Consider the following 27,000-nt stretch of genomic DNA (forward strand, 5'->3'; position numbering starts at 1 on the left):
CACGGGTGCGGACTTCGGTTCGCACCCGTTTTTTGTTCGCGGGCCATGTACGCCGTTGCGGGAGGCCGTCGTTGTCCTGCAGGAGAGTGTGCGTTCACAGAAAATATATGAACGCATGTTCGATATAACACCATCTACCTGCTCGTTTTCTGTTGAAAAACTTTGCTACTCCAAAAACTCAATCGCGTCAAGGCTTTTCTTGCCCAACGGTCGGTACCTGATAAACTATTAGGTTGCGATAACTGGCGAAGCTATGCCTCGCCAACCCACCGAGCATTTCCGTGAAGGAGGAAAAACCTGGTGACCTACGCATACACTGCCACTGAGCGCAAGCGCGTCAGCTTCGGGAAAATCCCGGAGGCCATGGAGCTCCCCAACCTTATCTCTGTTCAAAGGGAATCCTTTGAGCGTTTTAAGGACGAGGGCCTTCGTGAGGCGTTCAAGGAATCCAGCCCCATCCAGAGCCAGAACCATGTTCTCGAGGTTACCTTCGGCGAGCATCAGTTCGGCGATCCCGCGCACACCGTCGAGGAGTGCCGCGAGAAGGACATGACCTATCAGGCTCCGCTTCTGACCGACGTCCGTCTCACCAACAAGGAGACCGGCGAGATCAAGGAGCAGCTCGTCTTCATGGGCGACTTCCCCATGATGACTGATCAGGGCACCTTTATCATCAACGGTACCGAGCGTATCGTCGTCTCGCAGCTCGTCCGCTCCCCGGGCGTGTACTACAGCTCCGAGATGGATTCGGGCAAGCAGATCTACAAGGCCCAGATTATCCCGTCCCGCGGTGCCTGGCTCGAGTTTGAGGTCGACAAGCGCGATCAGCTCATGGTCTCCATCGACCGTAAGCGCAAGCAGAGCGCCACGATGTTCCTACGCGCCCTTGGCATCGCCGTCACCAACGACGACATCATCGAGCTGCTCGGCAACTCCGATGTGATCAAGCGCACCCTCGAGCGCGATACCGCCCTTACCCGCGAGGATGCTCTTATCGAGATCTACCGTCGCCTGCGCCCGGGCGAACCTCCCACCGTGGATGCCTCCCGCAGCCTGCTCGAGGGCCTGCTCTTCAACCCGCAGCGCTACGATCTGGCCCGCGTCGGTCGTTACAAGGTCAACAAGAAGCTCAACCTCACCACCGAGGAAGAGGTCACGGTGCTCACCGACGAGGATATCGTCGCGACGCTGCGCTACCTGCTGTCCCTCGCTGCCGGCGAGCAGGGTTTCAAGGTCGACGACATCGACCACTTTGGCAACCGCCGCATCCGCACCGTCGGCGAGCTTGTCGCCAACCAGTTCCGTATTGGCATGAGCCGTATGGAGCGCGTCGTCCGTGAGCGCATGAGCTCCCAGGACATCGACGAGATCACCCCGCAGTCGCTCATCAACATCCGCCCGATCGTGGCCTCCATCAAAGAGTTCTTCGGTTCCTCGCAGCTCTCGCAGTTCATGGACCAGGCGAACCCCCTGACCGGTCTGACCCACAAGCGCCGTCTGTCCGCACTCGGCCCTGGCGGTCTTGCCGGCCACAAGTCGGGCTCCAGCCGCCGCACCAACGTGCCGACGGCCGTCCGCGACGTTCACAACTCGCACTACAGCCGCATGTGCCCGATCGAGACCCCCGAAGGCCCCAACATCGGCCTGATCGGCTCGCTTGCCCTCTACGCCCGCGTCAACGAGTATGGCTTCATCGAGGCCCCGTTCCGTCGCGTCGAGAACGGCGTTGCCACCGATCAGATCGACTGGATGACCGCTGACGAGGAAGAGAAGCACGTCATCGCGCCGGCCAACACGCCGCTCGATCCCAAGACCAACGAGTTCATCACGACCGATGCCGAGGGCAAGATCGTTCGTCCGCACACCGTGATCGCCCGTACCCGCGACTTCGACGGCTCCTTCGGCGCTCCCGCCGACGTGCCCGTCGAGGACGTCGACTACATGGACGTCTCGCCGCGTCAGATGCTCTCCGTCGCGGCCACGCTGATTCCGTTCCTGGAGCACGACGACGCCAAGCGTACGCTGATGGGCGCTAACATGCAGCGTCAGGCCGTGCCGCTGGTTCACCCTGCCGCTCCCTATGTCGGTACCGGCATGGAGCGTCGCGCCGCCCTGGACTCCGGCGAGGTCACCCTGGCCAAGAACGCCGGCGAGGTCATCTTTGCTGACGCCGCCAAGATCATCGTCAAGCATGCCGGCGGCATGGACGAGTATCACCTGGCCAAGTACCAGCGCTCCAACCAGTCCACCTGCATCAACCACCGTCCGCTCGTGCGTGTCGGTGATACCGTTGAGCAGGGCGAGCCCCTGGCTGACGGTCCTTCGACCGATCATGGCGAGCTCGCACTGGGTCAGAACCTCACTGTGGCCTACATGCCGTGGGAAGGCTTCAACTACGAGGACGGTATCGTCGTGTCCGAGCGCCTGGTGGCCGAGGACCTGCTGACGACCATCAACATCACCCGTCACGAGATCGACGCCCGCGACACCAAGCTCGGCCCCGAGGAGATTACCCGCGAGATCCCGAACCTCTCCGAGGACATGCTTGCCAACCTCGATGAGGACGGCATCATCCGCATCGGCGCCGAGGTCGGCCCTGGCGACATCCTGGTCGGCAAGGTCACGCCTAAGGGCGAGAGCGCTCTGACCGCCGAGGAGCGCCTGCTGCGCGCCATCTTCGGTGCCAAGGCCCACGACGTCCGCGACACCTCCCTAAAGATGCCTCACGGCGCTTACGGCCGCGTCATCGACGTCGTCCGCTTTAGCCGCGAGAACGGCGACGACCTGGCTCCCGGCGTCAACGAGCAGGTGCGCGTCTACGTCGCCCAGCGTCGTAAGATCCAGCAGGGCGATAAGATCGCCGGCCGCCACGGCAACAAGGGTGTTATCTGTAACGTTCTGCCGGTCGAGGACATGCCCTACATGGCTGACGGTACCCCGATCGACGTTATCCTCAACCCGCTGGGCGTTCCTTCGCGTATGAACGTCGGCCAGCTGCTCGAGTGCCACCTTGGCTGGGCTGCTGCCTGCGGTTGGGATACCGAGCAGGCCGACTCCGACAAGTATGTCCCCGGCCCGTTCTTCACCGCGACGCCCGTCTTCGACGGCGCCAAGGAGGACGAGATCGCCGAGGTCATCCGTCGTGCCAACAAGAACATGCTCAACAAGGCCACCGCTGCCTTTGGCGATCACATGCGCCCCGAGTTCGTCACCCAGCTTGACGAGCGCGGCAAGACCCGCCTGTTCGACGGCCGCACCGGCGAGGAGTTCCGCGAGCCCATTACCGTTGGTACGTCCTACATCCTCAAGCTCGGCCACATGGTCGACGACAAGATCCACGCTCGTTCGACAGGCCCTTACAGCCTGGTTACCCAGCAGCCTCTGGGCGGCAAGGCTCAGTTCGGCGGCCAGCGCTTCGGCGAGATGGAAGTTTGGGCACTGTACGCTTACGGTGCTTCCAACGTCCTGCAGGAGATCCTGACCGTCAAATCCGACGATACCGTGGGCCGCGTCAAGACCTACGAGTCCATCGTCAAGGGCGAGAACGTTCCTGTCCCGGGTATCCCCGAGTCCTTCAAGGTTCTCGTTAAGGAGATTCGCTCCCTCGCGCTGGACATCGAGCCCATGCACGATGCCGACGAGGACGCCTCCGCCCCTGTGACCGCCGAGGAGACCTCTGCTCTCGACGACCTGGCTGCGCTCGCTGGCATTGACGCCGACGTCGAGGCCCAGGATGCCGAGACCGCCGAGGCACCCGAGGCCGTCGCCGCCACGACCACTGATAAGGAGTAGTTGACTGTGGCAGATTTCGAAGCTACTGATTTTGACTCGGTAAAGATCTCCCTTGCCTCCGCCGACCAGATCCGTTCCTGGTCGCACGGTGAGGTCAAGAAGCCGGAGACCATCAATTACCGTACCCTCAAGCCCGAGAAGGACGGCCTGTTCTGCGAGAAGATCTTCGGTCCCGCCAAGGACTGGGAGTGCTCCTGCGGCAAGTACAAGGGCATCCGCTTTAAGGGCATCGTCTGCGAGCGCTGCGGCGTCGAGGTCACCTCGGCCAAGGTGCGTCGCGACCGCATGGGCCACATCGAGCTCGCCGCTCCGGTGTCCCACATCTGGTACTTCAAGAGCCCCACGAGCTTCCCGATGAGCCGTATGCTCGACATCAAGTCCAAGGACCTCGAGAAGGTTCTGTACTTTGCCAGCTACATCATCACCGAGGTTGACTACGAGGCTCGCGAGGCCGACGCCGACGACCTGCGCGAGGAGCTCGCTGCCGATCTGGAAGAGATCGATGCCGAGTGCGCCCGCCAGATCGAGTCCCTCAAGGAGCAGGGCGACCCCGAGAACTTTGACGAGTTCTCCGACGAGGAACCGCTGACCCCCGAGGAGATCGCCTCTGGCATCGTCGACATCGAGGAAGAGCGCAAGGACGAGAAGCAGCTCCGCACGGACGCCTTCAACGCCTTCATGAAGCTCACCGAGCGCGACCTCATCTCCGATGAGCCGCTGTTCCGCGAGATGACCCGCTACTACTCCATGTACTTCAAGGGTGGCATGGGTGCCGAGGCCGTCCGCGACCTGCTCGCTGCCATCGACCTTCCTTCCGAGGCCGAGAAGCTCAAGGCCATCATCGCCGACGAGGATTCCCAGAAGCAGAAGCGCGAGAAGGCCGTTAAGCGCCTCGAGGTCGTTGACGCCTTCCTGAAGGGCGGCAACAGCCCCGCGAACATGATCCTGGACGTCATCCCGGTCATTCCGCCCGATCTGCGCCCGATGGTCCAGCTCGACGGCGGCCGCTTCGCTGCGTCCGACCTCAACGACCTGTATCGTCGCGTGATCAACCGTAACAACCGACTCAAGCGCCTGCTCGACCTGGACGCCCCCGCGATCATCGTGAACAACGAGAAGCGCATGCTCCAGGAGTCCGTGGACGCCCTGTTCGACAACGGCCGTCGTGGTCGCCCGGTCTCTGGCCGTGGCGGTCGCCCGCTCAAGTCGCTCGCCGAGGCCCTCAAGGGCAAGCAGGGTCGTTTCCGTCAGAACCTGCTGGGTAAGCGTGTCGACTACTCCGGCCGTTCGGTTATCGTTACCGACCCCAAGCTGCTGCTGCACCAGTGCGGTCTGCCTAAGACCATGGCGCTGGAGCTCTTCAAGCCCTTCGTAATGAAGCGCCTGGTCGAGCTCGGCAAGGTCGAGAACATCAAGGGCGCCAAGCGCGCTATCGACCGCGGTGCCACCTTTGTGTGGGACATCCTCGAAGAGGTCATCGACGGCCGCGTCGTGCTGCTCAACCGTGCACCGACTCTGCACCGTCTGTCCATCCAGGCCTTTGAGCCGGTGCTGGTCGAGGGCAAGGCTATCCACCTGCACCCGCTGGTCTGCTCGCCCTTCAACGCCGACTTCGACGGCGACCAGATGTCTGTCCACGTGCCGCTGTCCAGCCAGGCTCAGGCCGAGGCTCGCGTGCTCATGCTCTCTGCGAACAACCTGCGCTCGCCGGCATCCGGCAAGCCGGTCAACATTCCCTCGCAGGACATGATCATCGGTGTGTACTACCTCACCCAGGTTCGCGACGGCCTGCCGGGCGAGAACCACGTGTTCTCGAGCTTCGACGACGCGCTGCACGCCTATGACTGCCGCTCCGAGGTCGACATGCAGGCCAAGATTCAGGTCCGCGTGTCCGCCGAGAACGCCAACGTCATCAACGAGGACGGCACCCGTATCTTCCGCGTTAAGAACGGCAAGAACGAGTTCGTCGACTACGACGTCACCGGCAACAAGACCGCGCGCTTCGAGACCTCTATCGGCCGCATCATCTTCAACCGCCAGTGCCTGCCCGAAGACTACGAGTTCATGAACTACAAGATGGTCAAGGGCGACGTGGCCAAGCTGGTTGCAGACTGCTGCGATCGCTACCCCGAGGCCAAGGTCGGTCCGATCCTCGACGCCATCAAGTACTCCGGCTTCCACTACGCTACCCGCGCCGGCCTCACCATCTCGGTGTGGGACGCTCTCATCCCTGCCGAGAAGCAGGAGCTGCTCGACCGCGCCCAGGCCAACGTCGACCAGATCAACGAGTACTTCGAGGAGGGCTTCATCAACGAGACGGAGCGCCACATCGAAGTCGTTAACGAGTGGACCGCTTGTACCGATAAGGTTGCAGCGCTCATGCTCGACATGTTCGACGAGGAGAACCCGCTGTACATGATGGCCGACTCCGGCGCTCGTGGTTCTAAGACCCAGCTGCGTCAGCTCGGCGGCATGCGTGGCCTGATGGCAGACATGTCCGGCGAGACGATCGACCTTCCCATTAAGGCGAACTTCCGCGAGGGCCTGCTGCCACTCGAGTACTTCATTTCGACTTACGGCGCCCGTAAGGGCCTGGTCGATACCGCATCCCACACCTCGGACTCTGGTTACCTGACCCGTCGTCTGGTCGACGTGGCCCAGGACGTCATCGTCCGCGAGGAGGACTGCGGTACGCACGAGGGCGTTACCTACAACCTCATCATCCCCGGCACCACCGACCTCAACACCGACCTCGTCGGCCGTTGCTTCATCCAGGACGTCGTGGCTCCCGATGGCACCGTGCTCTTTGAGCAGGACGGCTACATCGAGAAGGTTGCCGACATCCAGAAGATGGTCGATGCGGGCCTCAAGAAGGTCAAGCTCCGCGCGCTGCTCACCTGCCGCTCCAAGTACGGCGTGTGCCAGAAGTGCTACGGTTGGGATCTTTCCACCCGTCGTCCGGTCGCCATCGGTACTGCCGTTGGCATTATTGCCGCCCAGTCCATCGGCGAGCCCGGTACGCAGCTTACGATGCGTACCATTCACTCCGGCGGCGTCGCTGGCGTCGACGATATTACGCAGGGTCTGCCTACGGTCAGCCGTATGTTCGATATCGTCGGCAACGTCAACGAGAAGATTCTGGGTCGCGAGGCCGAGCTGGCTCCGTACTCCGGCCACCTCTCGATTAAGCCCGAGAAGTCCGAGTACGTGCTGACGCTCACCGACTCCGAGGATCACACCCGTGTTCTCGACGAGCGTCGCGTCCCCGCTTCGGTGCGCTTCATGCCCGAGATCGAGGACGGCTGCGAGGTTCGCGCCGGCGACCAGATCACCAAGGGCTTCGTCAACTTCCGCAACCTGCGCAAGCTGACCGACATCGAGTCGACGATGCACACCTTCGTCGAGAGCGTCAAAGACGTCTACACCAGCCAGGGCGTCGACCTGAACGACAAGCACATCGAGGTGCTCGCACGTCAGATGCTGCGTCGCGTTCAAATTACCAACCCCGGCGACTCCAAGTACCTGCTTGGTCAGTACGTCGACCGCTATGAGTTCGCCGACGAGGTTGAGCGCGTTGCCCGCCTGGGCGGTCAGGCTCCCGTGGCCGAGCCCGTCATCCTGGGTACGCTCAAGGTCGCGTCCAACATCGACTCCTGGCTGTCGAGCGCTTCGTTCATCCGTACCGCTGGCGTCCTTACCGAGGCTGCCATCGAGGGCAAGGTCGACCACCTGCTCGACCTTAAGTCCAACGTCATCGTCGGTAAGAAGATCCCGGCTGGTACCGGCCTCAAGCCGTACGCCAACGCCAAGCTGACGTATCGCACGGCCGACGGCTACGTGGACATCGACGGCCCGGCTTCGCCCAACGCCAAGTCGCTGCCCGAGTGGGCTCCTGTGGAGCTCAAGGACCTGGACGAGCAGCTCCCGCAGCAGCTCGACTGGGCCGGCTACGACGAGTTCGGTGGTGCTGACGGTTCGTTCACCCGCAACGGCCATACCATCTCCGCCGAGAAGGCTCGCCTGTACCTGTTCGACGACCTGGGCGTGTCGCAGCGTTGGACCAACAAGTTCAGCGAGGTTGGCATCGAGACGGTCGGCGACCTGGTCGGCAAGTCCGAGGAGGATCTGCTGCGCATCGATGGTATCGGTGCTAAGGCGATCGAGGAGCTCCGTGACGGCCTGGAGGCCCACGACCTGCTCTACATCCTCGAGAACAACGACGACGTTGCCGACGAGGAAGACCTCTCGCAGCTGCTGCAGATGGTCTTTAGCCCCGACGGTCCGGACGATATCCTGCTGGGTACCTCCGCTCCGACGCATCACGCCGACGCCGACGAGGAGCTCCTGGGCGCCCCGATCGACGACAAGAAGGCTCCCGCCAACGGCGCGATCAACGAGGACATGGCGTCCCTCGACGAGCTGCTCAACCAGCTCGTGGACACCGACGACGCCGAAGAGGCCAAGGACAACGACGAGGAATAATTTCCTAGTACGTTAACCGCCCTTCCAAAGACCCGCTTCCCAACAGGGGAGCGGGTCTTTTTTGGTGAGGAACGTTGCCCCGACGAGCACGTCGGATTCCCGGAACGGGCGGCCCGCTGTTAAAGTTTGTCGCGAGTTCCGCACGCAAAGGAAAGCACTTAATGTGCTTTCCGTCTTGTGCAGGACTGTAGAGCAGCAAACTTAAACAGCGGGCCGCCCGTTCCGGGAATCCGCCCCCGCGCACAGAAGGGGATTCCTTTTGCCAATAAGGGACAGGTTTATTTTGGTAGGTTTTTCCTGCTTGGATTTGAAACATTTCGTTCGGCCAAAGCGTATCTATGGTGAGGACCTCATCAAGAACCATCAGCGTCACCGGGAGGTGATTATGGAAGAACAAGCTTTTAGACAGGCGGTTGAAGACCACCGTGATGTCGTGTTTCGGATCGCCTTGACGTACCTGCGCGATCGCGCCGATGCCGACGATATTGCCCAAGATGTCTTTCTTAAGTTGCTTAAAAGCGATGGACACTTTGAAAGTTGGGAACATCTTCGCCGCTGGCTTATCCGGGTCACGATCAATGAATGCAAATCTCTCTTTCGAAAGCCATGGAGGCGTGTGGAGGATATTGAGAACCTGGCCGATTCGCTTTCGACGGCGCAGGAGGAGACCAAGGCGGTCCTGTCAGACGTTATGCGACTTCCGGAACGATTCCGTGTTCCCATCATGCTCTATTACTATCTGGGCTTTTCGACCTCAGAGATTGCCGAGTTATTGCATGTGCCAGCCGCGACTGTTCGGACGCGTTTGGCTCGCGGCAGATCGAAGCTCAAGTTCATCCTAGAGGAGGGCGACCGTGAAATCCAATCAAATCAAGCAGGCCTTCGAGTCCGTCCAAGCCGATAGCGATCTTGCTGACCGTGTTCTTTATGCCGCTGCTGGTGAGCCGCTTCGCCGAAAGGGTCACGCGAAGCCTCTGTATGTTGCCGTAATCGGATGTCTTGCCGGAGTGCTGGCGACCGGAGGGGTCGCCTACGCTGTTGTCAATTCCAGTTATTTTGCCTCTGCCTGGGGAAACCATGGCAACGGAGAGTCCGTTACCTGGACAAATGGCGGCTCGTCGGGGACGAAATATACCTACACCAGAGAGTTTGGTGATGGTATCGCGCCCCAAAGCCTGGAGGGTGCAGTCCAGAAGGTCAATCTGTCCGTCGAGGGCAACGGCTATACGCTCGACATTCATGAGATGGCAATCGACGAGAACGGTTGCGGTGCTGTGACGTTTACATTGTCCAATCCGAATGGCGTTAACTACTACAGGCCGGCGGCAGAGCTTGGCGAACTTGTTCTCTATGGTGAAGAAGAAGGGGGCGTCAGTACACCCAGCATGAACTTCGGCGAGGAATGGGCTGATACACGCTGCACCATTGATAAAGACACATCAAGCGACACGGTCATTAACGGCACGATGTACTTTGCATCTTGGAATCGCGATCGAGATTTACGACATGCGGTCACCTGGAATATCAGTTGGACGGAGGGCAAAGGTGAGGATGCGAAGGTGATCGAGGTATCGACGCCAGAGTTTAACGTCGGAGCGCACGTCGATACAAAAGAACTCCGCTCCGATGACTCGCCTCTCGAGATCAGTCCGTTTTCCATCCAGACGCACATCGATGATCTGGGCTATGAAGCAGTTGATCATAAACTGACCGTCACCTACAAGGATGGGTCAGAGCAGATTATCGAAGATGACGACGCAGGGGCGTACAATTTCTATGTTTCGATGGGACGCAATAGCGGAGAGAACATCTGGGTTCCGACAAGGCTCATCAATGTCGATCAGGTTGTATCGGTAACCCTTGAGGGAACGAGGTGCACATCAACGGGGGAGACCGAAACGAAAGTACCCTTTACCATCGTCTATTCGTAAGGTCTAGGCCGCTTCCCAAGAGGGAAAGCGGCCTATTTTGCGTTATATGGACGGTTAGATTGAACGCTATTTGTCTGATTCTCGGAAGAACGTGGCAAATGGATGCGGATCACCGTGAAGAGCGGCGTTTTCCCAGATAAAACCGACCAAAATAAACCTGTCCCTTTTTGGCAGGTAACGTTGCCCCGACGAGCACGTCGGATTTCCGGGCCGGGCGGCGCTGGGGTTAAGTTTGTCGCGAGTTCCGCACGAGCCGGAGGCCACTTAATGTGGCCTCCGTGCGAGCCAGGACTGTAGAGCAGCAAACTTAACCCCTGTGCCGCCCGGGCCGGGAATCCGCCCCCGCGCACAGGAGGGGATTCCTTTTGTGTAGGCTTTGCGGAAATGTGCCAATTTTGGGATACGCCCGGCGGCGTGGTCTGTTGACGGCACAGCTTACGGCACGTATCCTATCGAACTGCGTGTTTCGTAGGGGGATGCTGACCCCTCGATTCAAGCCGTTGCACTTTACAGAAAGCTGGAATCATTCGAGAAGGAGTACGCTTTGCCTACTATTAACCAGCTGGTTCGCCAGGGCCGTCGTTCCGTGCCCAAGAAGTCCAAGAACGCTGCTCTGCAGCACAACTCCCAGAAGCGCGGCGTGTGCACCCGCGTCTTCACCACGAGCCCCAAGAAGCCGAACTCGGCTCTTCGTAAGGTTGCCCGTGTTCGCCTTGTCAACGGCATCGAAGTTACTGCTTACATCCCGGGTGAGGGCCACAACCTGCAGGAGCACTCCATCGTGCTCGTCCGCGGCGGTCGTGTCCGTGACCTCCCTGGTGTCCGTTATCACGTCATCCGTGGCGCCTACGACGCTGCTCCGGTCCAGAACCGTATGCAGGCCCGTTCCAAGTACGGTGCTAAGCGCCCCAAGGCTAAATAAGCCAGATAACGTTTTGATACTTTCGCCGTGTGCCGTCTTGAGCGCCGCACGGTAGACACTTAAGGAGATTTCACATGCCGCGTCGTGCAGCAGCTAATCGTCGTGAGGTTCAGCCTGACGCCGTTTACAACAACCGCCTGGTGACTCAGCTCATCAACAAGGTCCTTCTTGACGGCAAGAAGGCCACCGCTGAGCGCATCGTTTACACCGCTTTCGAGATCGTTGCCGAGAAGTCCGAGGGTGGCGACGCTCTCGCTACCTTCAAGAAGGCTATGGACAACGTCAAGCCCACGCTCGAGGTTAAGCCCAAGCGTGTCGGTGGCGCTACCTATCAGGTCCCGATGGAGGTTAACTCCCGTCGTTCCACCGCTCTGGGTATCCGCTGGATCGTCAACTTCTCCCGCGCTCGCAAGGAGAAGACCATGGCCGAGCGTCTCGCCAATGAGATCCTCGACGCTTCCAACGGCCTGGGCGCTTCCGTCAAGAAGCGTGAGGACGTCTTCAAGATGGCCGAGGCCAACCGCGCGTTCTCTCACTATCGTTGGTAAGTTAAGGTAAGGAACTAACATGGCTAAGCCTAAGTACAAGCTTTCCGATACCCGTAACATCGGCATCATGGCCCACATCGATGCCGGTAAGACCACCACGACCGAGCGTATTCTTTACTACACCGGTAAGACCCACAAGATCGGTGAGGTTCATGAGGGCGCTGCCACCATGGACTGGATGGTTCAGGAGCAGGAGCGCGGCGTAACCATTACCTCCGCTGCTACCACGTGCTTCTGGAACAAGGACGGTAAGGACTACCGCATCCAGATCATCGACACCCCGGGCCACGTTGACTTCACCGCCGAGGTCGAGCGCTGCCTGCGCGTCCTCGATGGTGCTGTCGCCGTCTTCGACGCCGTTGCCGGCGTTCAGCCCCAGTCTGAGACCGTTTGGCGTCAGGCTTCCACCTTCAACGTCCCCCGCATCGCCTTCATCAACAAGTATGACCGCGTGGGCGCTGACTTCTTCAACGCTATCGAGACCATGAAGGATCGTCTCGACGCTAACGCCGTGGCCGCTCAGGTCCCGATGGGCGCCGAGGACAACTTCTGGGGCGTCATCGACCTCGTCACCATGACTGCATGGGACTTCAAGGCCGACGAGAAGGGCATGACCTACCCCGAGCCGATGGACGAGATCCCGGCTGAGTTTGCCGACATCGCTGCCACCAAGCGCGAGGAGCTCCTCGACGCTGCTGCCAGCTTTGACGACGAGCTCATGGAGAAGATCCTCATGGAGGAGGACTTCACCGTCGAGGAGCTCAAGGCTGCTCTGCGCAAGGGTGTTCTGGCCAACGAGCTTAACCTCGTCTTCGTGGGCTCCGCCTACAAGAACAAGGGCGTCCAGGAGCTGCTCGACGCTGTCGTCGACTACCTGCCCAGCCCGCTCGACGTTGAGGCCGTCACCGGTACCGATCCGGACACCGGCGAGGAGATCCAGCGTCATCCTTCCTTCGACGAGCCCTTCTCCGGCCTGGTCTTCAAGATCATGACCGACCCGTTCGTCGGTAAGCTCACCTACGTCCGCGTTTACTCCGGCCGCGCTGAGTCCGGCTCCTACGTGGTCAACGCTTCCAACGGTCAGCGCGAGCGCCTCGGCCGCATTCTCGAGATGAACGCCGCCGAGCGTATCGACCGTGACGACGCTGCCGCCGGCGACATCGTCGCTTGCGTCGGCTTCAAGAACTCCACCACCGGTGACACCCTGTGCGCCGAGGGCAAGGAGATCGTCCTCGAGAAGATCGAGTTCGCTAAGCCCGTTATCGACGTTGCCATTGAGCCCAAGACCAAGGCCGAGCAGGACAAGATGTCCCTGGCTCTGACCAAGCTCGCCGAGGAGGACCCGACCTTCCAGGTGTCCACCAACCACGAGACCGGCCAGACCATCATCGCCGGCATGGGCGAGCTGCACCTCGAGATCATCGTCGACCGTCTGCTCCGTGAGTTCAAGGTTGACGCTAACGTTGGTAAGCCCCAGGTTGCCTACCGCGAGACCGCTGGTCACGACGTCGAGAAGGCTGAGGGCAAGTTCGTCCGTCAGTCCGGTGGTCGCGGTCAGTACGGCCACGCCGTCATCAAGCTCGAGAAGATGGAGGAGGGCTTCGGCTACGAGTTCGTCAACGCTATCGTCGGCGGCGTCGTGCCCAAGGAGTACATCCCGTCCATCGACAAGGGCATCCAGGAGGCCCTGAACACCGGTGTTATCGCCGGCTTCCCGGTCCTCGACGTCAAGGTCACCCTGTTCGACGGTTCTTACCACGAGGTCGACTCCTCCGAGGCCGCCTTTAAGATCGCCGGTTCCATGGCTATCAAGGACGCCCTCAAGAAGTCCGATCCGCAGCTGCTCGAGCCGATCATGGCTGTCGAGGTCGAGACCCCCGAGCAGTACATGGGCGACGTTATGGGCAACCTCTCCGGTCGCCGCGGCAAGATCGAGGGCATGGAGGATCGCAAGAACAGCAAGCTCATCCGTGCCAAGGTGCCGCTGGGCGAGATGTTCGGTTACGCTACCGACCTTCGCTCCCAGACCCAGGGCCGTGCATCCTACACGATGCAGTTCGACTCTTATGAGCCCGCGCCCAAGTCCATCGTGGACGAGGTCATGAGCAAGAACGCCTAAGTTCGAGCTCCCTGTTACGTAATCCGCGAGAACATCTCTCGCACTCTTTGGAGGTTTAAGTTGGCTACCCAGAAGATCCGCATTCGCCTCAAGGGCTATGATCACGAGGTCGTCGATCAGTCCGCGAAGCTCATCGTCGAGACCGCTCAGAAGACCGGCGCTCGCGTTTCCGGTCCTGTCCCCCTGCCCACCGAGCGCAACCTGTACACGGTTATCCGCTCGCCGCACGTGAACAAGGACTCCCGTGAGCAGTTCGAGATGCGCACCCACAAGCGCCTCATCGACATCCTCGACCCCACCTCGGGCACTGTTGATTCGCTCATGCGTCTCGACCTCCCCGCTGGCGTCGACATCGACATCAAGCTCTAAGCGATATCGCTCATAGCTTACAGAGCCCCGCTGCCATTACGGTAGCGGGGCTCTTTTGTTTTGCATGATGGCCTTGGGGGACCGGGTAATGCTGTCGAGCGGGTGGCTGTGGCGCCTTATTTACCCATGGAACGCAGCGATGCCTCCTCAAAATGGAAGGATCGCAAGCCGTCTTCCGTCTCGATGCACGCGCGACCAAAGGTATCGACCGTTTGAAAGATGCCACGTGCCAGCTCGTCACCGGCAGGGGAACGGGCGATAACTTGCTCCCCAATCCAATTGAGATGAGCGACATAATCATCGTGGACGGGCGCGATCGGACCAGCGTCTTCTTCCATGGCGTTGAGCAGATCTGCCCACGCGTCCACAGCGTTTACGACGGTGTGATAGACCTCCTTGAGTAGGACATCGACGGTGGGAACATTCTCGTTGAGGTCTGACAGACCGATTGCCGGCAGGCCGCCATCGGGAACCTCCGAGGGCACATAGTTCACATTGACGCCAATGCCGCAGACGGCAATGGGCTTGCCCTCGTTGTCACGAGCCGCCTCGACCAAGATGCCGCCGAGCTTATGTCCTCGTGCGACGAGGTCGTTGGGCCATTTGAGGCCGATCTCGTTAGCAAGACCTTGCGCCTCGAGCGCCTCGAGCACCGCTAGGCCGCTGACGGCGGCAAGGCCAGAGTACTTGGCGGGATTAACACGAGGACGTAGGACAATCGAGAGCAACAGGTTGCCGGCGGTTGAATCCCACTTGTGGCCGCGTCGGCCGCGTCCTGCCGTTTGCGCGCGGGCGGCAAGCCCCGTGCCGTGCGGCGCTCCCTGTTTTCCTGCCTCGAGCAGGTCATCGTTGGTCGATCCGGTTACGTCGACTATCGTTAATTGGGCATCCATAGCGGCTGCTACCTCCTTAATGAATAAGTGAATGACGCAATGGTGTTGAGAGATAGACACAATGTGAAGCCTTTGTCGCATTTGGACAATTTAATGTTAACACGTCAACAAAGCGAAGAATGCGCTATCCTCTCTTGGTCGATGTAAACACGTCAACAACTCAAAGGAGGTGAGCGATGGGTTTCACGATACTGGGAACGGGCTCGGCGCTTCCCAAGCGCAGAGTTTCCAATGACGAGCTGTCCGAGTTCCTCGATACCTCGGATGAGTGGATTTTTACCCGCACGGGCATCAAGAGCCGCCATGTGTGCACCACCGAGTCGCTCGACGACCTTGCCGTGGCAGCGAGCGAGCAAGCGCTCCAGACGTCCGGAATCGATGCGAGTCAGCTGGATCTTATCGTCTGTTCGACGACGACGGGCGATCATCTCGTTCCCGCCGAAGCGTGCGCCGTTGCTGAGCGCCTGGGTGCCACATGTCCTGCCTTCGACGTTTCGGCGGCTTGTGCCGGCTTCGTATTTGCGCTCGATGTCGCCGAGGGCTATATCGCCCGCGGTCGTGCCAGGCGCGTGCTTATCGTTGCTGCCGAGCAGATGACGCGCGCGCTCGACTGGACCGACCGTGCCACGTGCGTGCTCTTTGGTGATGGCGCGGGTGCTGCGGTCATAGAGGCTGGGGTAGAGAATCCCCTCGCCGTTGAGCTTTCGACGTCGCCTGACGTCGAAACACTGCGCGTCCCCGGATTGGCGGGCTCCTCGCCGTATAAGACAGCGCAGGACCGCGAAAGCGTGCTGTCCATGAACGGTCGTCGTGTGTTCAAGTTCGGCGTCAATGCCATCTGCGACATGGTCCATAAGCTTGCGAGCGATGCGAGCATTGCGGTCGAAGACATCGATCATTTTGTATTCCATCAGGCTAACGAACGAATCCTGAGCCAGGCGGTCAAGCGCTTAGGTGTGCCGGACGACTGTGTGGTCCGAACGTTGCGTGAAACCGGCAACATCTCGAGCGCCTGCATTCCCTTTGCGCTTGATCGGCTGGCGCGCACCAACGCACTGAATGCGGGCGACACCATCGCCCTCGTTGGATTTGGCGCCGGCTTGGATGTAGGTGGCTATCTACTTCGCTGGAAGTAGCTGCACATAGGAAATGAAAACGCCCCTGGGGCACAAACAAAGGAGAACTACCATGGCAGATCAGAAGACCTTCGAGCGCGTTTGCGACGTTATCCGCGAGACCGCCGGCCTTGACGATGTCGAGATGAAGCCCGAGTCCACGCTCGAGGAGATTGGCCTCGACAGCCTGGGTACCGTCGAGATCCTCGTTGCCGTCGAGGACGAGTTTGGCATTGAGCTCGATACCGAGGAGAACCCCAAGACGGTCGGCGAGTTCGTCGATACGGTCGAGGCGGCATTGGAGAAGTAGTGATGCTCAAGTCTCCTCTCTGCGATCTGCTCGGCATCGAAAAGCCTGTGTTCCAGGGCGGCATGGCCTGGATTGCTGACGCCTCGCTGGCATCGGCCGTGTCCGAGGCGGGCGGCTTAGGCATTATCGCGGCCATGAATGCCGATGCCAACTGGCTGCGCGATCAGATTCACGAGCTGCGCGCCAAGACGGATAAGCCCTTTGGCGTCAACGTTATGCTCATGAGCCCGTTTGTCGACGAGGTCGCACAAGTGGTGATTGATGAGCGGGTGCCCGTTGTGGTGACCGGCGCCGGCAATCCCACCAAGTACATGAAGGCGTGGAACGAGGCGGGCATCAAGGTCATCCCGGTCGTTGCCTCGGTGGCGCTGGCGCGTCTCGTGGCGCGTCGCGGGGCCACCGCCGTGGTTGCCGAAGGCACCGAATCAGGCGGCCATATTGGCGAGACCTCGACGATGGCACTGGTGCCGCAGGTTGTCGATGCGGTCGATATTCCCGTGGTCGCGGCTGGCGGTATCGCCGATGGCCGCGGTGTGGCGGCCGCCTTTATGCTCGGCGCTGCCGGCGTCCAGGTGGGAACACGCTTTCTGGTCGCAAACGAGTGCACCGTATCCGAACAGTACAAAGAGCTGGTGCTCAAGGCAGGCGACACGTCGACGCGCGCGACCGGTCGCTCGACGGGACATCCGGTTCGTGCCCTCAAGAGCCCCTTCACCAACGCGTATGCCAAGAACGAGGCGGCGGGCGCAAGTCCCGAGGAGCTCGGGGCCATGGGCACGGGTGCGCTTCGCAAGGCGGCAAAGGACGGTAATTACGAAGAGGGTTCGTATTTGTGCGGACAGATTGCCGGCATGGTCAACGAGCGCCAGAGCGCTCGCGAAATCGTCGACGATCTGGTCGGCGGCGCCGAGCATGTCCTGAAGGGTGCGTCCGCATGGGTAGCGTAGCGTTTCTGTTTGCCGGTCAGGGTGCCCAGCACCCCGCGATGGGCGTCGACCTCATCGAAGCATCGCCGGCGGCTGCCGAGGTGTTCGCCATTGCCGACGAGGTGCGCCCGGGGACCAGCGAGCAGTGCCGGAGCGCCTCCAAGGAGGAGCTCTCGCAGACCGAGAACACGCAGCCTTGCGTGTTCGTGCACGACTTGGCTGTCGCCGTCGCCCTGCGCGAGCGCGGCGTGGTGCCTGCCGCCTGTGCGGGATTCTCGCTGGGCGAGGTCGCTGCACTCACCTTTGCGGGGGCATTCGATACGCGAGCGGGTTTTGAGCTCGTATGTGAGCGCGCGGCATTGATGGCCACGGCGGCCGAGCGTCACCCCGGCGGCATGCGCGCCGTCATCAAACTCGATGCGGCGCAGGTCGAGGGCTTGGCAAAACAGGCCGGCGAGGACTGCTGGCCGGTCAACTACAACAGCCCCCAGCAGACGGTTGTGGCCGGAGCGCCCGAGGCGCTGCAGGAGCTCGACGTTCTAGTGAAAGAGGCTGGCGGTCGCGCCATGAAGGTCGCGGTGTCGGGTGCATTCCATAGCCCCTATATGGCCGAGGCGACCTGTGGCCTTGCTGCATATATCGAGGCCGGTCACGCGCCGTCCCCGCTGCTCATTCCTGTTATGGCAAATATGACAGCGGCGCCCTATCCGGCCGACCCGCAGGCGGCAGCGGAGATGCTTGCCAACCAGGTGAGTCATGCCGTGCGCTGGGTCGACACGCTGCATGCTCTGCAGGATCAAGGCATCGATACGTTTATTGAGGTCGGCCCTGGCAAAACGCTGTCCGGCTTGGTCAAGCGTACGTTGAGCGACGTTCGCGTGTATTCGTGCGAAACGGCAGAACAGGTCGCAGCTATTGCCAACGAGCTCGCATAGCCCATAGGGCTGTAACCCGAAAGGAATGACATGGGCAACTTGAACAACGGCGCGCTCGAGCGCATCGACTCGCGTCGCGTGGCGCTGGTCACGGGCGCCTCGCGCGGTATCGGTCGCGCTTGTGCCGTGGGCCTGGCGGAGGACGGCTTTGATATCGCCGTCATCTATGCCGGCGGCGTCGATGCGGCGCGTGAGACGTGCGAAGCCTGCGAGGCGGCTGGCGCCACGGCGCGCGCATATCAATGTGACGTGGCCGAGCCCGATGCCGTCAACGCGTGCGTGGAGACGGTCCTCAACGACTTTGGCTCCATTTGGGCGCTTGTCAACAACGCCGGCATCACCCGCGATGGCCTGCTCATGCGTATGGGCGACGATGCCTTCGACCGCGTGCTCGATGTCAATCTCAAGGGCACGTTCAACACGACGCGCGCGCTCACCAAGACCTTTATGCGTCAGCGCGGCGGTTGCGTCATCAACATGAGCTCGGTCGTGGGCCTAATGGGCAATGCCGGGCAAGCCAACTACGCTGCCTCCAAGGCGGGCGTGATAGGGCTTACCAAGGCGGTGGCACGCGAGCTTGCGCCCCGCGGCGTGAGGGTTAATGCGGTCGCTCCCGGGTTTGTCGAGACAGATATGACGGCAAAGCTCTCGGAGAAGGTGCGTGCGGCAACCGAGGAACAGATTCCCCTTAAGCGCATGGCACGCCCCGAGGAAGTGGCCGGCGTGGTGCGCTTTTTGGCGAGTGATGCGGCTGCCTACATTACGGGTGAGGTCGTGCGCGTCGACGGCGGAATGGCGATGTAGAAACCAGGGCCGAAGAACGGCTTGGATGAGGAGAGCATGATGGAACAGAGAGTTGTAATCACCGGCATCGGTGCCGTGTCGCCGCTTGGCAACACCGCGCTTGCCACCTGGGCGGCCATGTGTGCCGGGACCTGTGGCATCGGCCCGATTACGCACTTCGATACGGATGCGTTTGCCGTCAAGGTGGCGGCCGAGGTCAAGGGCTTTGACGGCAACGACTACTTTGGCAAGCACGATGCCAAGCACTTAGACCCCTGTGTTCAGTTTGCACTGGCGGCGTCGGACGAGGCCATGCACGATGCGGGCTTTGATGTCGAAGGCGCCATCGATCGCGAGCGCCTGGGCGTCTACGTGGGTTCAGGCGTGGGCGGCATGCAGACGCTTGTCGACAACGTCCATACGATTGCCGACCGTGGGCCCCGCCGCGCATCGCCTTACATGATTGCGATGATGATCCCCAATATGGCTTCGGGCAATATCGCGATCCGCCACAAGGCAAAAGGCCCGACCCTGCCCGTGGTGACCGCGTGCGCGACCTCGGCCCATGCCGTGGGCGAGGCGTTCCGCGCCATCAAGCATGGCTATGCCGATGCGATTCTCGCCGGCGGTGCCGAGGCGGCCATCATCCCCGATGCCGTTGCGGGCTTTACGTCCTGCCGTGCACTCACTACCAATCCCGATCCTGCGACGGCTTGTCGTCCGTTCGATGCGAATCGCGACGGCTTTGTGATGGGCGAGGGCGCCTGCGTGCTCGTGCTCGAGAGCATGGAACATGCGCAGGCGCGCGGTGCGCACATTTATGCCGAGGTCGTGGGCTACGGCAACACCGATGATGCCTATCACATCACGAGCCCCGATCCCGAGGCTGCCGGCATTGCCCGTGCGATATCGCTGGCGGTGGCCGAGGGCGACGTTAAGCCTTCCGAGGGCCTCTACATCAACGCTCACGGCACCTCGACTAAACTCAACGATTCGTCCGAGACGGCGGGCATTAAGCGTGCACTCGGCGAGGACGCGGCACGCGCCGCGCACGTCTCGTCGACCAAGTCGATGACGGGGCACATGATCGGTGCCACGGGGGCCATCGAGGTCATGGCCTGTGCCATGGCGCTCGAGCAGGGCGTGGTGCCCCCGACCATTAACTACCACACGCCCGATCCCGCCTGCGATCTTGATTACACGCCTAATCGTGCGGTTCGCGCCGACCTTACCTGGGCGCTTTCGACCAACCTGGGCTTTGGCGGGCACAACGCCGCCATCGCGCTGCGTAGATATGCAAGGAGCTAGAGCATGGATTCCAAAAGACTTGCCGAGATAGCCGATGTTATGGAGGACCGCGGCCTCACGCGCGTGCGTGTTGAGGAGCCCGATGGCACCGCGGTCGAGCTCGAGCGCGCGAGTGCGGCGCAGCCGGTTGCCGTGCCCATGCCCGTGCCGAGTGCCATGGCCGCTCAAGTTACAGCTCCCACAGTCGCGCCTGCCGCACCGGAACCCGCCGCGCAGACACCTGCCGCCGCGCCGGAGCCTAAGGGCACCGAGGTGACTGCTCCCATGGTCGGCGTTTTCTATGCTGCCCCAGCGCCGGGCGACGAGCCGTTTGTGCACGTGGGCTCCAAGGTCAAGGCCGGCGAGACCCTCTGCATCATCGAGGCCATGAAGGTTCTCAACGAGGTGACGGCCGAGGCGGATGGCGAGGTGCTTGAGATCTGCGTGGCCGACGGCGACCTCGTGGAGTTCGGCAGCTGTCTTATGAGGATCGGATAGGTGATATCCATGAACAAAGAAGAGCTCAAGAAGCTGTTGCCGCATCGCGAGCCGATGCTTTTGCTCGACGAAGCCGAGCTGGTGGGCGACGAGGCCCACGGCAAGATCACGATTACGGGCGACGAGTACTTTTTGCAGGGGCATTTTCCGGGAAACCCGGTCGTCCCCGGCGTGATTCAGTGCGAGATGCTCGCCCAGAACTGCTGCGTGCTGCTGATGGGCGATGAGGAGGCGAGCGGCGCGACGCCGTTCTACACGAGTCTGGACAAGGTGCGCTTTAAGCGTCCGGTGCGCCCGGGCGACACGGTGGATCTGGTGTGCTCCATCACGCGTGCGCGCGGGCCGTTCCGCTTTGCGACGGGTACCGCGAGCGTCAACGGTGAGGTTTGCTGCCGCGCCGATATGTCTTTTGCACTCATGCACGAAAGTTAAGGAAGGCTTCATGTTCGACAAAGTGCTCATCGCCAACCGCGGCGAAGTCGCGGTCCGTGTTATCCGCGCGTGCCGCGATATGGGCATCAAGACCGTCGCCGTTTATTCCACGGCCGATGCGGACGCGCTACACGTGCAGCTTGCCGACGAGGCGTATTGCATCGGCGGCCCGCGTCTTGCCGAGAGCTACCTCAACGACGATGCCGTGCTCACCTGTGCCGTAAAGTCGGGAGCAAAGGCGATCCATCCTGGCTACGGTTTCTTTTCCGAGAAGGCGAGCTTCGTGCGCGACTGCGACAAGTACGGTCTGGCGTTTGTTGGTCCCTCGGCCGAGGTCATCGACAGTATGGGCGACAAGGACGCCGCGCGTCGAACGGCTGCCGCGGCGGGCGTGCCCATCGTGCCGGGCTGCGATTTGCTCAAAAGCCCCGAGGAGGCGACGGCCGAGGCCGAGCGCATCGGCTGCCCCGTGCTCATCAAGGCGCGCGCGGGCGGCGGCGGTCGCGGTATTCGCAAGGTCGAGCGCGTGGAAGATGCGGCAAAGGCCTTTATTGAAGCACGTGCCGAGGGCGAGGCCGTTTTTGGCGACGGCGAGTGCTACATGGAGAAGTTCGTCGCGCCGGCGCATCACGTCGAGGTGCAGATTATGGCCGATAAGCAGGGCCATGTGTTTTCGCTCGGCGAGCGCGAGTGCTCGGTGCAGCGCCGCAACCAAAAGCTGATCGAGGAGAGCCCCGCGCCGTGCCTCGACGGACGCGATGATATTCGCGCGCGCATGCACAAGGCGGCGCGCGACTTGGCTCGTGCCGTCGGTTATGAGGGCGCTGGCACCATCGAGTTTCTGTACTCGGACGACGGCAATTTCTACTTTATGGAAATGAACACGCGCCTGCAGGTTGAGCATCCGGTTACGGAGTTTGTGACCGATACCGACTTGGTCAAGTGGCAGCTGCGCGTGGCAGCCGGCCAGCCTCTGCCCTTTGAGCAGGAGGACATGCCGGTGCGCAACCACGCCATGGAGTGCCGCATCAATGCCGAAACGCCGGACTTTCTGCCGTCATGCGGAACGGTCACCGCGTTGCGTGTGCCGGGTGGTCCGCGCGTGCGCTGGGATTCCGCCATGTTTACCGGAGCGAACGTTCCGCCGTACTACGACTCCATGCTCGGCAAGCTCATCGTGTGCGCGCCCACGCGTGACGGTGCCATTCGCAAGATGCGCTCGGCCCTGGGCGAGCTCGTGATTGAGGGCGTGAGCGAAAATAGCGAGCTTCAGCTCGACGTGCTGGCAAACGACGAGTTTTTGTCGGGCATGTACCACACCGATCTGATGGGGCATCTCTATGCTGATGAATAGAAAAGCGAAGACGGTCAACGTCCTCGAGGGGCCGATAACCGAGTCGTGCGCCGAGTTCCCCGCGCGCCACGTGTTTATCAAGTGTCCGGAGTGCCGCCGCGTGATCGATGAGGCGCGCCTGCACGACAACCTGGAGGTCTGCCCTCGTTGCGGCAAACACTTTCGCGTGAGCGGTCGCGCGCGCATGCGCATGACGGTCGACGCGGGTACCTTTGAGGAATGGGATGCCAATCTGGCGTCGAAGGACTTCCTCTCGTTTCCCGGTTATGCCGACAAGCTTAAGAGCGTGAGCGAGCGTTCGGGCGAGCGCGATGCCGTTGTGTGCGGCAGGGGCAAAATCTGCGGCTGCGATACCGCGCTCTTCTTTATGGATGCCAACTTTATGATGGGCTCAATGGGCTCCGTGGTGGGCGAGAAGATCTGTCGTGTCTTTGAGCGCGCGGCCGAGTTGGGGCTGCCGGTCGTTGGCTTTACCGTATCGGGCGGCGCCCGCATGCAGGAGGGCGTGACCTCGCTCATGCAGATGGCCAAGATTTCTGCGGCGGTTAGGCGCCACAGCGAGGCGGGCGGCCTGTATATCACGGTGCTAACCGATCCCACGACCGGAGGTGTAACCGCGAGCTTTGCCATGGAGGGCGACATTATCCTGGCCGAGCCCGATGCCCTGACGGCATTTGCCGGCCCGCGCGTGATCGAGCAGAACATGCACAAGCGCCTGCCCAAGGGATTCCAGCGCTCCGAGTTTTTGCTGGAGCACGGCTTTTGCGATGCCGTTGTTCCGCGTGGCGAGATTGCGCTCACGGTAGGCGAGCTGCTGGCGCTGCACGAAGGGCGCGCGCCTGGTCTGGGGGCTCCGCACGAGATCGTGCATACAGGTCGCCGCGGCAAAAAGCTGGGACACTTGTTTAAGCGCTCGGCGGCACCAAAAACCGCGCTCGAGATTGTCAAGCAGACCCGCTCGGCAGATCGCGCCACGGCAGGTGAGATGATCTCGCTGGGCCTGGATGGATTTGTGGAGCTGCACGGCGACCGTTACTTTGGTGACGACGCCGCCGTGGTGGGTGGCATTGGCTGGAAAGACGGACGTCCCGTGACGGTTATCGCTATCGAGCGCGGCACCACGACCAAAGAGCGCATGCGCCGCAACTTTGGCATGGCGCATCCCGAGGGCTACCGCAAAGCGCGTCGCCTTATGCGCCAGGCCGAAAAGTTTGGTCGACCGGTTCTGTGCCTGGTCGATACTTCGGGCGCGTTTTGCGGCATCGGTGCCGAGGAGCGCGGCCAGGGCGAGGCGATTGCCCAGAATCTCATGGAGATGAGCGGCCTTAAGACGCCGATTGTCTCGGTGGTGACAGGCGAGGGTGGCTCTGGTGGCGCGCTGGCGCTGTCCGTGGCCGACCGCATCCTGATGCTCTCGAGCTCGGCCTATTCGGTCGTGAGCCCCGAGGCCTGTGCATCGATCCTGTGGAAGGATACCGAGCGCGCGAATGAGGCCGCCGAGGCGCTTAAGCTCACGGCCCCCGATCTGTTGGCGCTCGGCATCATCGACGGCATTGTTGACGATAGGGGCCTGTCGCATGAGGAGATCGCCGGTGCCGTCATATCCTCGGCATTTGATGCCTTCGATACGCTTGGGCAGCTCGACGACGCGACCCTCACAAACCTCCGCTACGAAAAGTACCGCGCAATCGGTCAGTACCGCACGATGTGACAAAGGGACAGTCCGCATGTCACATTGGGAAAGGGTTCCTGTGTCACAAGTTTCTAACACCTCGTTTACAACGACGGTTTCATCAAACGCCATGGCCGTGGTGGACTATCTGTCCAAAAGCATGATGTCGGCGCTGCCGTTTATTGTCTGCGCGGCGTTGTTCCGCACCGTCGCCGTCATTATGGGCGAAGGCATGCTGGGCCTATGGTCTGCCGATTCCGAAATCTATCGTCTGTTCTACAGTTGGCTCTATAACGCCGGCTACTACTTTTTGCCCATTTATCTTGGTTGGGCGGCCGCCCGCCAGCTCGGTTGCTCGGAGCAGCTGGGCATGATGCTGGGCGGCGTATTGATTGCGCCCGATCTGCTTAAGCTCGTCGATGCCGCATCGACGACGGGGGCATCGATGACTTCCGTGTATGGCCTGCTTCCCGCGCCGGTCAACGATTACACGACGACTGTTATTCCGGTTCTCATCTCGGTGCCCGTGCTTTGGCGAGTGGAGTGTTTCTTTCGGCGCGTTATCCCTAAGGCCGTGGCGTTTTCGTTCGTTCCGTTTGCGACCATGCTTGTCATGGTTCCGGTTTCGCTGTGTATTACGGCGCCGGCGGGCAGCTATTTGGGCATGTTGTTGGGCCAGCTTATGTTTATGCTTGGCAATTCCGGTGGCATCGTGTCGCTGCTCACGCTCATGGGGCTTGCCGCGGGCTGGGAGTTCCTTAAGATCGCGGGTGTCAGCAACGTTGTCCTATCGCTCGCCTATGCGCAGTTTATGAGTGTGGGAACGGATTCGTGCATCCTGATCGCCGCGACGATGGCAACGTTCGCCGTTTGGGGCATGCCTTTTGGCGCGTCGCTCCGCGTTGCGGATAAGGACGAGAAGGCGCTCATGCTGGGCTATTCAATCTCGGGCGTGCTTGGCGGCGTAAGCGAGCCGGCGCTGTACGGTTGCGGCTTTAAATATGGCAGGTGCCTGACGTGCATGGCCATTGGCGGCGCCGTCGGAGGCCTTGTTGCAGCCGTGGGCCACGTTACGGCCTATACCATCGGCATGACGAATGTCCTCATGGTCATTGGCTTTGCCACGGGCGGCATCTCGAACCTGCTGTGGTGCTGCGTTGCCGGCGGCACGGCATTTGCGGTGTCTGCGGCGCTGAGCTACTGCTTTGGCGTGGCGCCGGCGAAGGGGCAGGCGACGGGGGACGGAGCCGATTCGCCCGAAACAGTGGCGAGCGCTGCTGAAGTAAGCGCATAAACCTGTGCGACAAAAGGACGATCCCTTTGTCGTGTTCCAAGGCCGCGGCCCGTGTGGGCTGCGGCCTTTTTGTATCTGGGGGACAAAGTGGCTACACTACAATCCGGTCAAGCAATAGATATATAAGTAGTACCGTGGGGGCGGATGCAGATGGTCGAGTGGATTGTTAAGCGCGCGCAGGGCGATCGTGCACGTGTGGGCACGTTAGCGGGCATGGTGTGTATTGTCGCCAATGTGGCGCTTTGTGCTGCAAAGGGTGCCATTGGTGTGGTTTCGGGATCGGTTTCGATTGTGGCGGATGCCATGAACAACCTATCCGATGCCAGCTCGAACATCGTGAGTGTCCTTGGCTTTAAGCTGGCGAGCAAGCCGGCCGACCCCGAGCATCCTTACGGCCACGGTCGCTACGAGTATCTCTCGGGTCTGGTCGTGGCGGCGCTCGTGCTGCTGATTGGCGTTGAGCTGGTGAAGTCCTCAGTTGAGCGCGTCATCCACCCCGAACCTGTCGAGTTCTCGCTTGCCCTGGTGGCAGTTCTCGTGCTTTCGATGGTCGTAAAGCTCTGGATGGCGACCCTCAACCAAAAGCTCGGCGATCGCATTGAGTCCGAGACGCTGCATGCGACCGCCCAGGATTCCAAGAACGATGTCCTTGCTACGGGCGCCGTGCTGGCGTGCGCAATTGTTTCGCAGGTGACGCACATCAATCTTGACGCATGGGTCGGCCTTGCCGTTGGCGCCTATATTGGCTGGAGCGGTTTTGAACTCATCCAGGATACGGTGAGCCCGCTTTTGGGCCAGACGCCCGATCCTAAGCTGGTCAAGCACATTCGAGATAAGATCATGAGCTATCCCGGTGTTTTGGGCGTTCACGATCTGATGGTTCACGACTACGGCCCGGGCAGGAAGTTCGCAAGCGCTCACGCAGAGATGGCGGCCGAGGCCAGCCCGCTGGAAAGCCACGACACGCTCGACAATATTGAGCAGGCGTTTAGGAACGAAGACGGCATGATTGTCACGCTCCATTACGACCCCATCGTGACCGACGATCCAAAGGTGGCGAGCATGCGTTTACGCATTAACGCCATGGCCCAACAGATCGATAACCGCCTTTCGATTCACGACCTTCGCTGTGTGCCGGGTCCTACGCACACCAACGTGATCTTTGACTGCGTGCGTCCCTCGGATCTGCAGATGAGTGCCGAAGACGTAAAACACGCGCTGGCACAACGGGTCGAATCGGAATATCCCAAGTCGATTGCCAAGATTACGATCGACGAAGACTACGTAGGCCATACCCACGAGTAGGCCGCGCCGGCAAAGCAAGTTATGCAGAAGGGG

The 27,000-nt window shown here is 61.1% G+C and carries 21 protein-coding genes; 20 read left to right on the forward strand and 1 reads right to left on the reverse strand.

What is annotated here, in order from left to right; all coding sequences use genetic code 11:
* The first annotated feature begins 363 nt into the window (after window positions 1-363).
* The 8 genes from DWZ22_RS03560 to rpsJ all read left to right on the forward strand — a co-directional run bounded on the left by DWZ22_RS03560 (window position 364) and on the right by rpsJ (window position 14,163).
* The gene (locus DWZ22_RS03560) at window positions 364-3,792 is read left to right on the forward strand and encodes a DNA-directed RNA polymerase subunit beta (RefSeq protein ID WP_233539369.1); all 3,429 of its coding nucleotides are present in this window, start codon (window positions 364-366) and stop codon (window positions 3,790-3,792) included.
* A 6-nt stretch (window positions 3,793-3,798) separates the two neighbouring features.
* The gene (locus DWZ22_RS03565) at window positions 3,799-8,274 is read left to right on the forward strand and encodes a DNA-directed RNA polymerase subunit beta' (RefSeq protein WP_199583439.1); all 4,476 of its coding nucleotides are present in this window, start codon (window positions 3,799-3,801) and stop codon (window positions 8,272-8,274) included.
* A gap of 385 nt (window positions 8,275-8,659) precedes the next feature.
* The gene (locus tag DWZ22_RS03570) at window positions 8,660-9,178 is read left to right on the forward strand and encodes an RNA polymerase sigma factor (protein ID WP_118405479.1); all 519 of its coding nucleotides are present in this window, start codon (window positions 8,660-8,662) and stop codon (window positions 9,176-9,178) included.
* Window positions 9,129-10,205, forward strand: a complete 1,077-nt coding sequence (locus DWZ22_RS03575; RefSeq protein ID WP_118405455.1) for a DUF4179 domain-containing protein — start codon at window positions 9,129-9,131, stop codon at window positions 10,203-10,205. Before DWZ22_RS03570 ends, DWZ22_RS03575 begins: the two co-directional genes overlap by 50 nt.
* A 544-nt stretch (window positions 10,206-10,749) precedes the next feature.
* On the forward strand, window positions 10,750-11,127 hold the full coding sequence (rpsL, locus tag DWZ22_RS03580) for a 30S ribosomal protein S12 (RefSeq protein WP_006235012.1): 378 nt from the start codon (window positions 10,750-10,752) through the stop codon (window positions 11,125-11,127).
* 74 nt (window positions 11,128-11,201) lie between these two features.
* Entirely contained in the window at window positions 11,202-11,675 is a 474-nt protein-coding gene (gene rpsG, locus DWZ22_RS03585) for a 30S ribosomal protein S7 (RefSeq protein WP_006235013.1), read from the forward strand.
* Window positions 11,676-11,694: 19 nt separating this feature from the next.
* Complete coding sequence (gene fusA / locus DWZ22_RS03590; RefSeq protein ID WP_022094183.1) at window positions 11,695-13,794, forward strand: elongation factor G; 2,100 nt, start codon at window positions 11,695-11,697, stop codon at window positions 13,792-13,794.
* Window positions 13,795-13,854: 60 nt separating this feature from the next.
* Window positions 13,855-14,163 (forward strand): 30S ribosomal protein S10, encoded by a 309-nt coding sequence (gene rpsJ / locus DWZ22_RS03595; RefSeq protein WP_022094184.1) that lies wholly within the window; start codon window positions 13,855-13,857, stop codon window positions 14,161-14,163.
* Window positions 14,164-14,279: 116 nt separating this feature from the next.
* On the opposite strand, the gene DWZ22_RS03600 is transcribed toward rpsJ, so the two are convergent.
* Entirely contained in the window at window positions 14,280-15,056 is a 777-nt protein-coding gene (locus tag DWZ22_RS03600; RefSeq protein WP_158566083.1) for a biotin--[acetyl-CoA-carboxylase] ligase, read from the reverse strand.
* A 176-nt stretch (window positions 15,057-15,232) separates the two neighbouring features.
* Between DWZ22_RS03600 and DWZ22_RS03605 the strand changes: the two genes are divergently transcribed.
* The 12 genes from DWZ22_RS03605 (at window position 15,233) to DWZ22_RS03660 (ending at window position 26,967) form a co-directional block, all read left to right on the forward strand.
* Complete coding sequence (locus DWZ22_RS03605) at window positions 15,233-16,192, forward strand: 3-oxoacyl-ACP synthase III family protein (RefSeq protein ID WP_117862227.1); 960 nt, start codon at window positions 15,233-15,235, stop codon at window positions 16,190-16,192.
* Between the two features lie 52 nt (window positions 16,193-16,244).
* A complete protein-coding gene (locus tag DWZ22_RS03610) occupies window positions 16,245-16,481 on the forward strand; it encodes an acyl carrier protein (RefSeq protein WP_055285196.1) in 237 nt (78 codons plus the stop codon).
* A gap of 2 nt (window positions 16,482-16,483) precedes the next feature.
* Complete coding sequence (gene fabK, locus DWZ22_RS03615; protein ID WP_117862226.1) at window positions 16,484-17,428, forward strand: enoyl-[acyl-carrier-protein] reductase FabK; 945 nt, start codon at window positions 16,484-16,486, stop codon at window positions 17,426-17,428.
* Complete coding sequence (locus tag DWZ22_RS03620) at window positions 17,416-18,342, forward strand: ACP S-malonyltransferase (protein WP_117862225.1); 927 nt, start codon at window positions 17,416-17,418, stop codon at window positions 18,340-18,342. The genes fabK and DWZ22_RS03620 overlap by 13 nt, the downstream gene beginning before the upstream one ends.
* A 30-nt stretch (window positions 18,343-18,372) precedes the next feature.
* Window positions 18,373-19,146: a 3-oxoacyl-[acyl-carrier-protein] reductase gene (gene fabG, locus DWZ22_RS03625; protein ID WP_117862224.1), complete on the forward strand. Its 774-nt coding sequence runs from the start codon at window positions 18,373-18,375 to the stop codon at window positions 19,144-19,146.
* Between the two features lie 39 nt (window positions 19,147-19,185).
* The gene (gene fabF, locus DWZ22_RS03630) at window positions 19,186-20,433 is read left to right on the forward strand and encodes a beta-ketoacyl-ACP synthase II (protein WP_117862223.1); all 1,248 of its coding nucleotides are present in this window, start codon (window positions 19,186-19,188) and stop codon (window positions 20,431-20,433) included.
* Between the two features lie 3 nt (window positions 20,434-20,436).
* Window positions 20,437-20,910 carry an acetyl-CoA carboxylase biotin carboxyl carrier protein gene (gene accB, locus DWZ22_RS03635; protein WP_117862222.1) on the forward strand — a complete coding sequence of 158 codons (474 nt, stop codon included), beginning with the start codon at window positions 20,437-20,439 and terminating at the stop codon, window positions 20,908-20,910.
* A 9-nt stretch (window positions 20,911-20,919) separates the two neighbouring features.
* Window positions 20,920-21,342, forward strand: coding sequence for a 3-hydroxyacyl-ACP dehydratase FabZ (fabZ, locus tag DWZ22_RS03640; RefSeq protein WP_118328197.1), 423 nt, complete (start codon window positions 20,920-20,922; stop codon window positions 21,340-21,342).
* 10 nt (window positions 21,343-21,352) lie between these two features.
* Entirely contained in the window at window positions 21,353-22,696 is a 1,344-nt protein-coding gene (locus DWZ22_RS03645) for an acetyl/propionyl/methylcrotonyl-CoA carboxylase subunit alpha (protein WP_055250229.1), read from the forward strand.
* Entirely contained in the window at window positions 22,689-24,407 is a 1,719-nt protein-coding gene (gene accD / locus DWZ22_RS03650) for an acetyl-CoA carboxylase, carboxyltransferase subunit beta (RefSeq protein ID WP_233546435.1), read from the forward strand. Before DWZ22_RS03645 ends, accD begins: the two co-directional genes overlap by 8 nt.
* 40 nt (window positions 24,408-24,447) lie before the next feature.
* Complete coding sequence (locus DWZ22_RS03655) at window positions 24,448-25,662, forward strand: PTS transporter subunit EIIC (RefSeq protein WP_147352258.1); 1,215 nt, start codon at window positions 24,448-24,450, stop codon at window positions 25,660-25,662.
* Window positions 25,663-25,812: 150 nt separating this feature from the next.
* Window positions 25,813-26,967 carry a cation diffusion facilitator family transporter gene (locus DWZ22_RS03660; RefSeq protein ID WP_117854499.1) on the forward strand — a complete coding sequence of 385 codons (1,155 nt, stop codon included), beginning with the start codon at window positions 25,813-25,815 and terminating at the stop codon, window positions 26,965-26,967.
* Window positions 26,968-27,000: the final 33 nt, after the last annotated feature.

The organism is Collinsella sp. AF31-11 (genome assembly GCF_003475605.1).
Classification (GTDB): domain Bacteria; phylum Actinomycetota; class Coriobacteriia; order Coriobacteriales; family Coriobacteriaceae; genus Collinsella.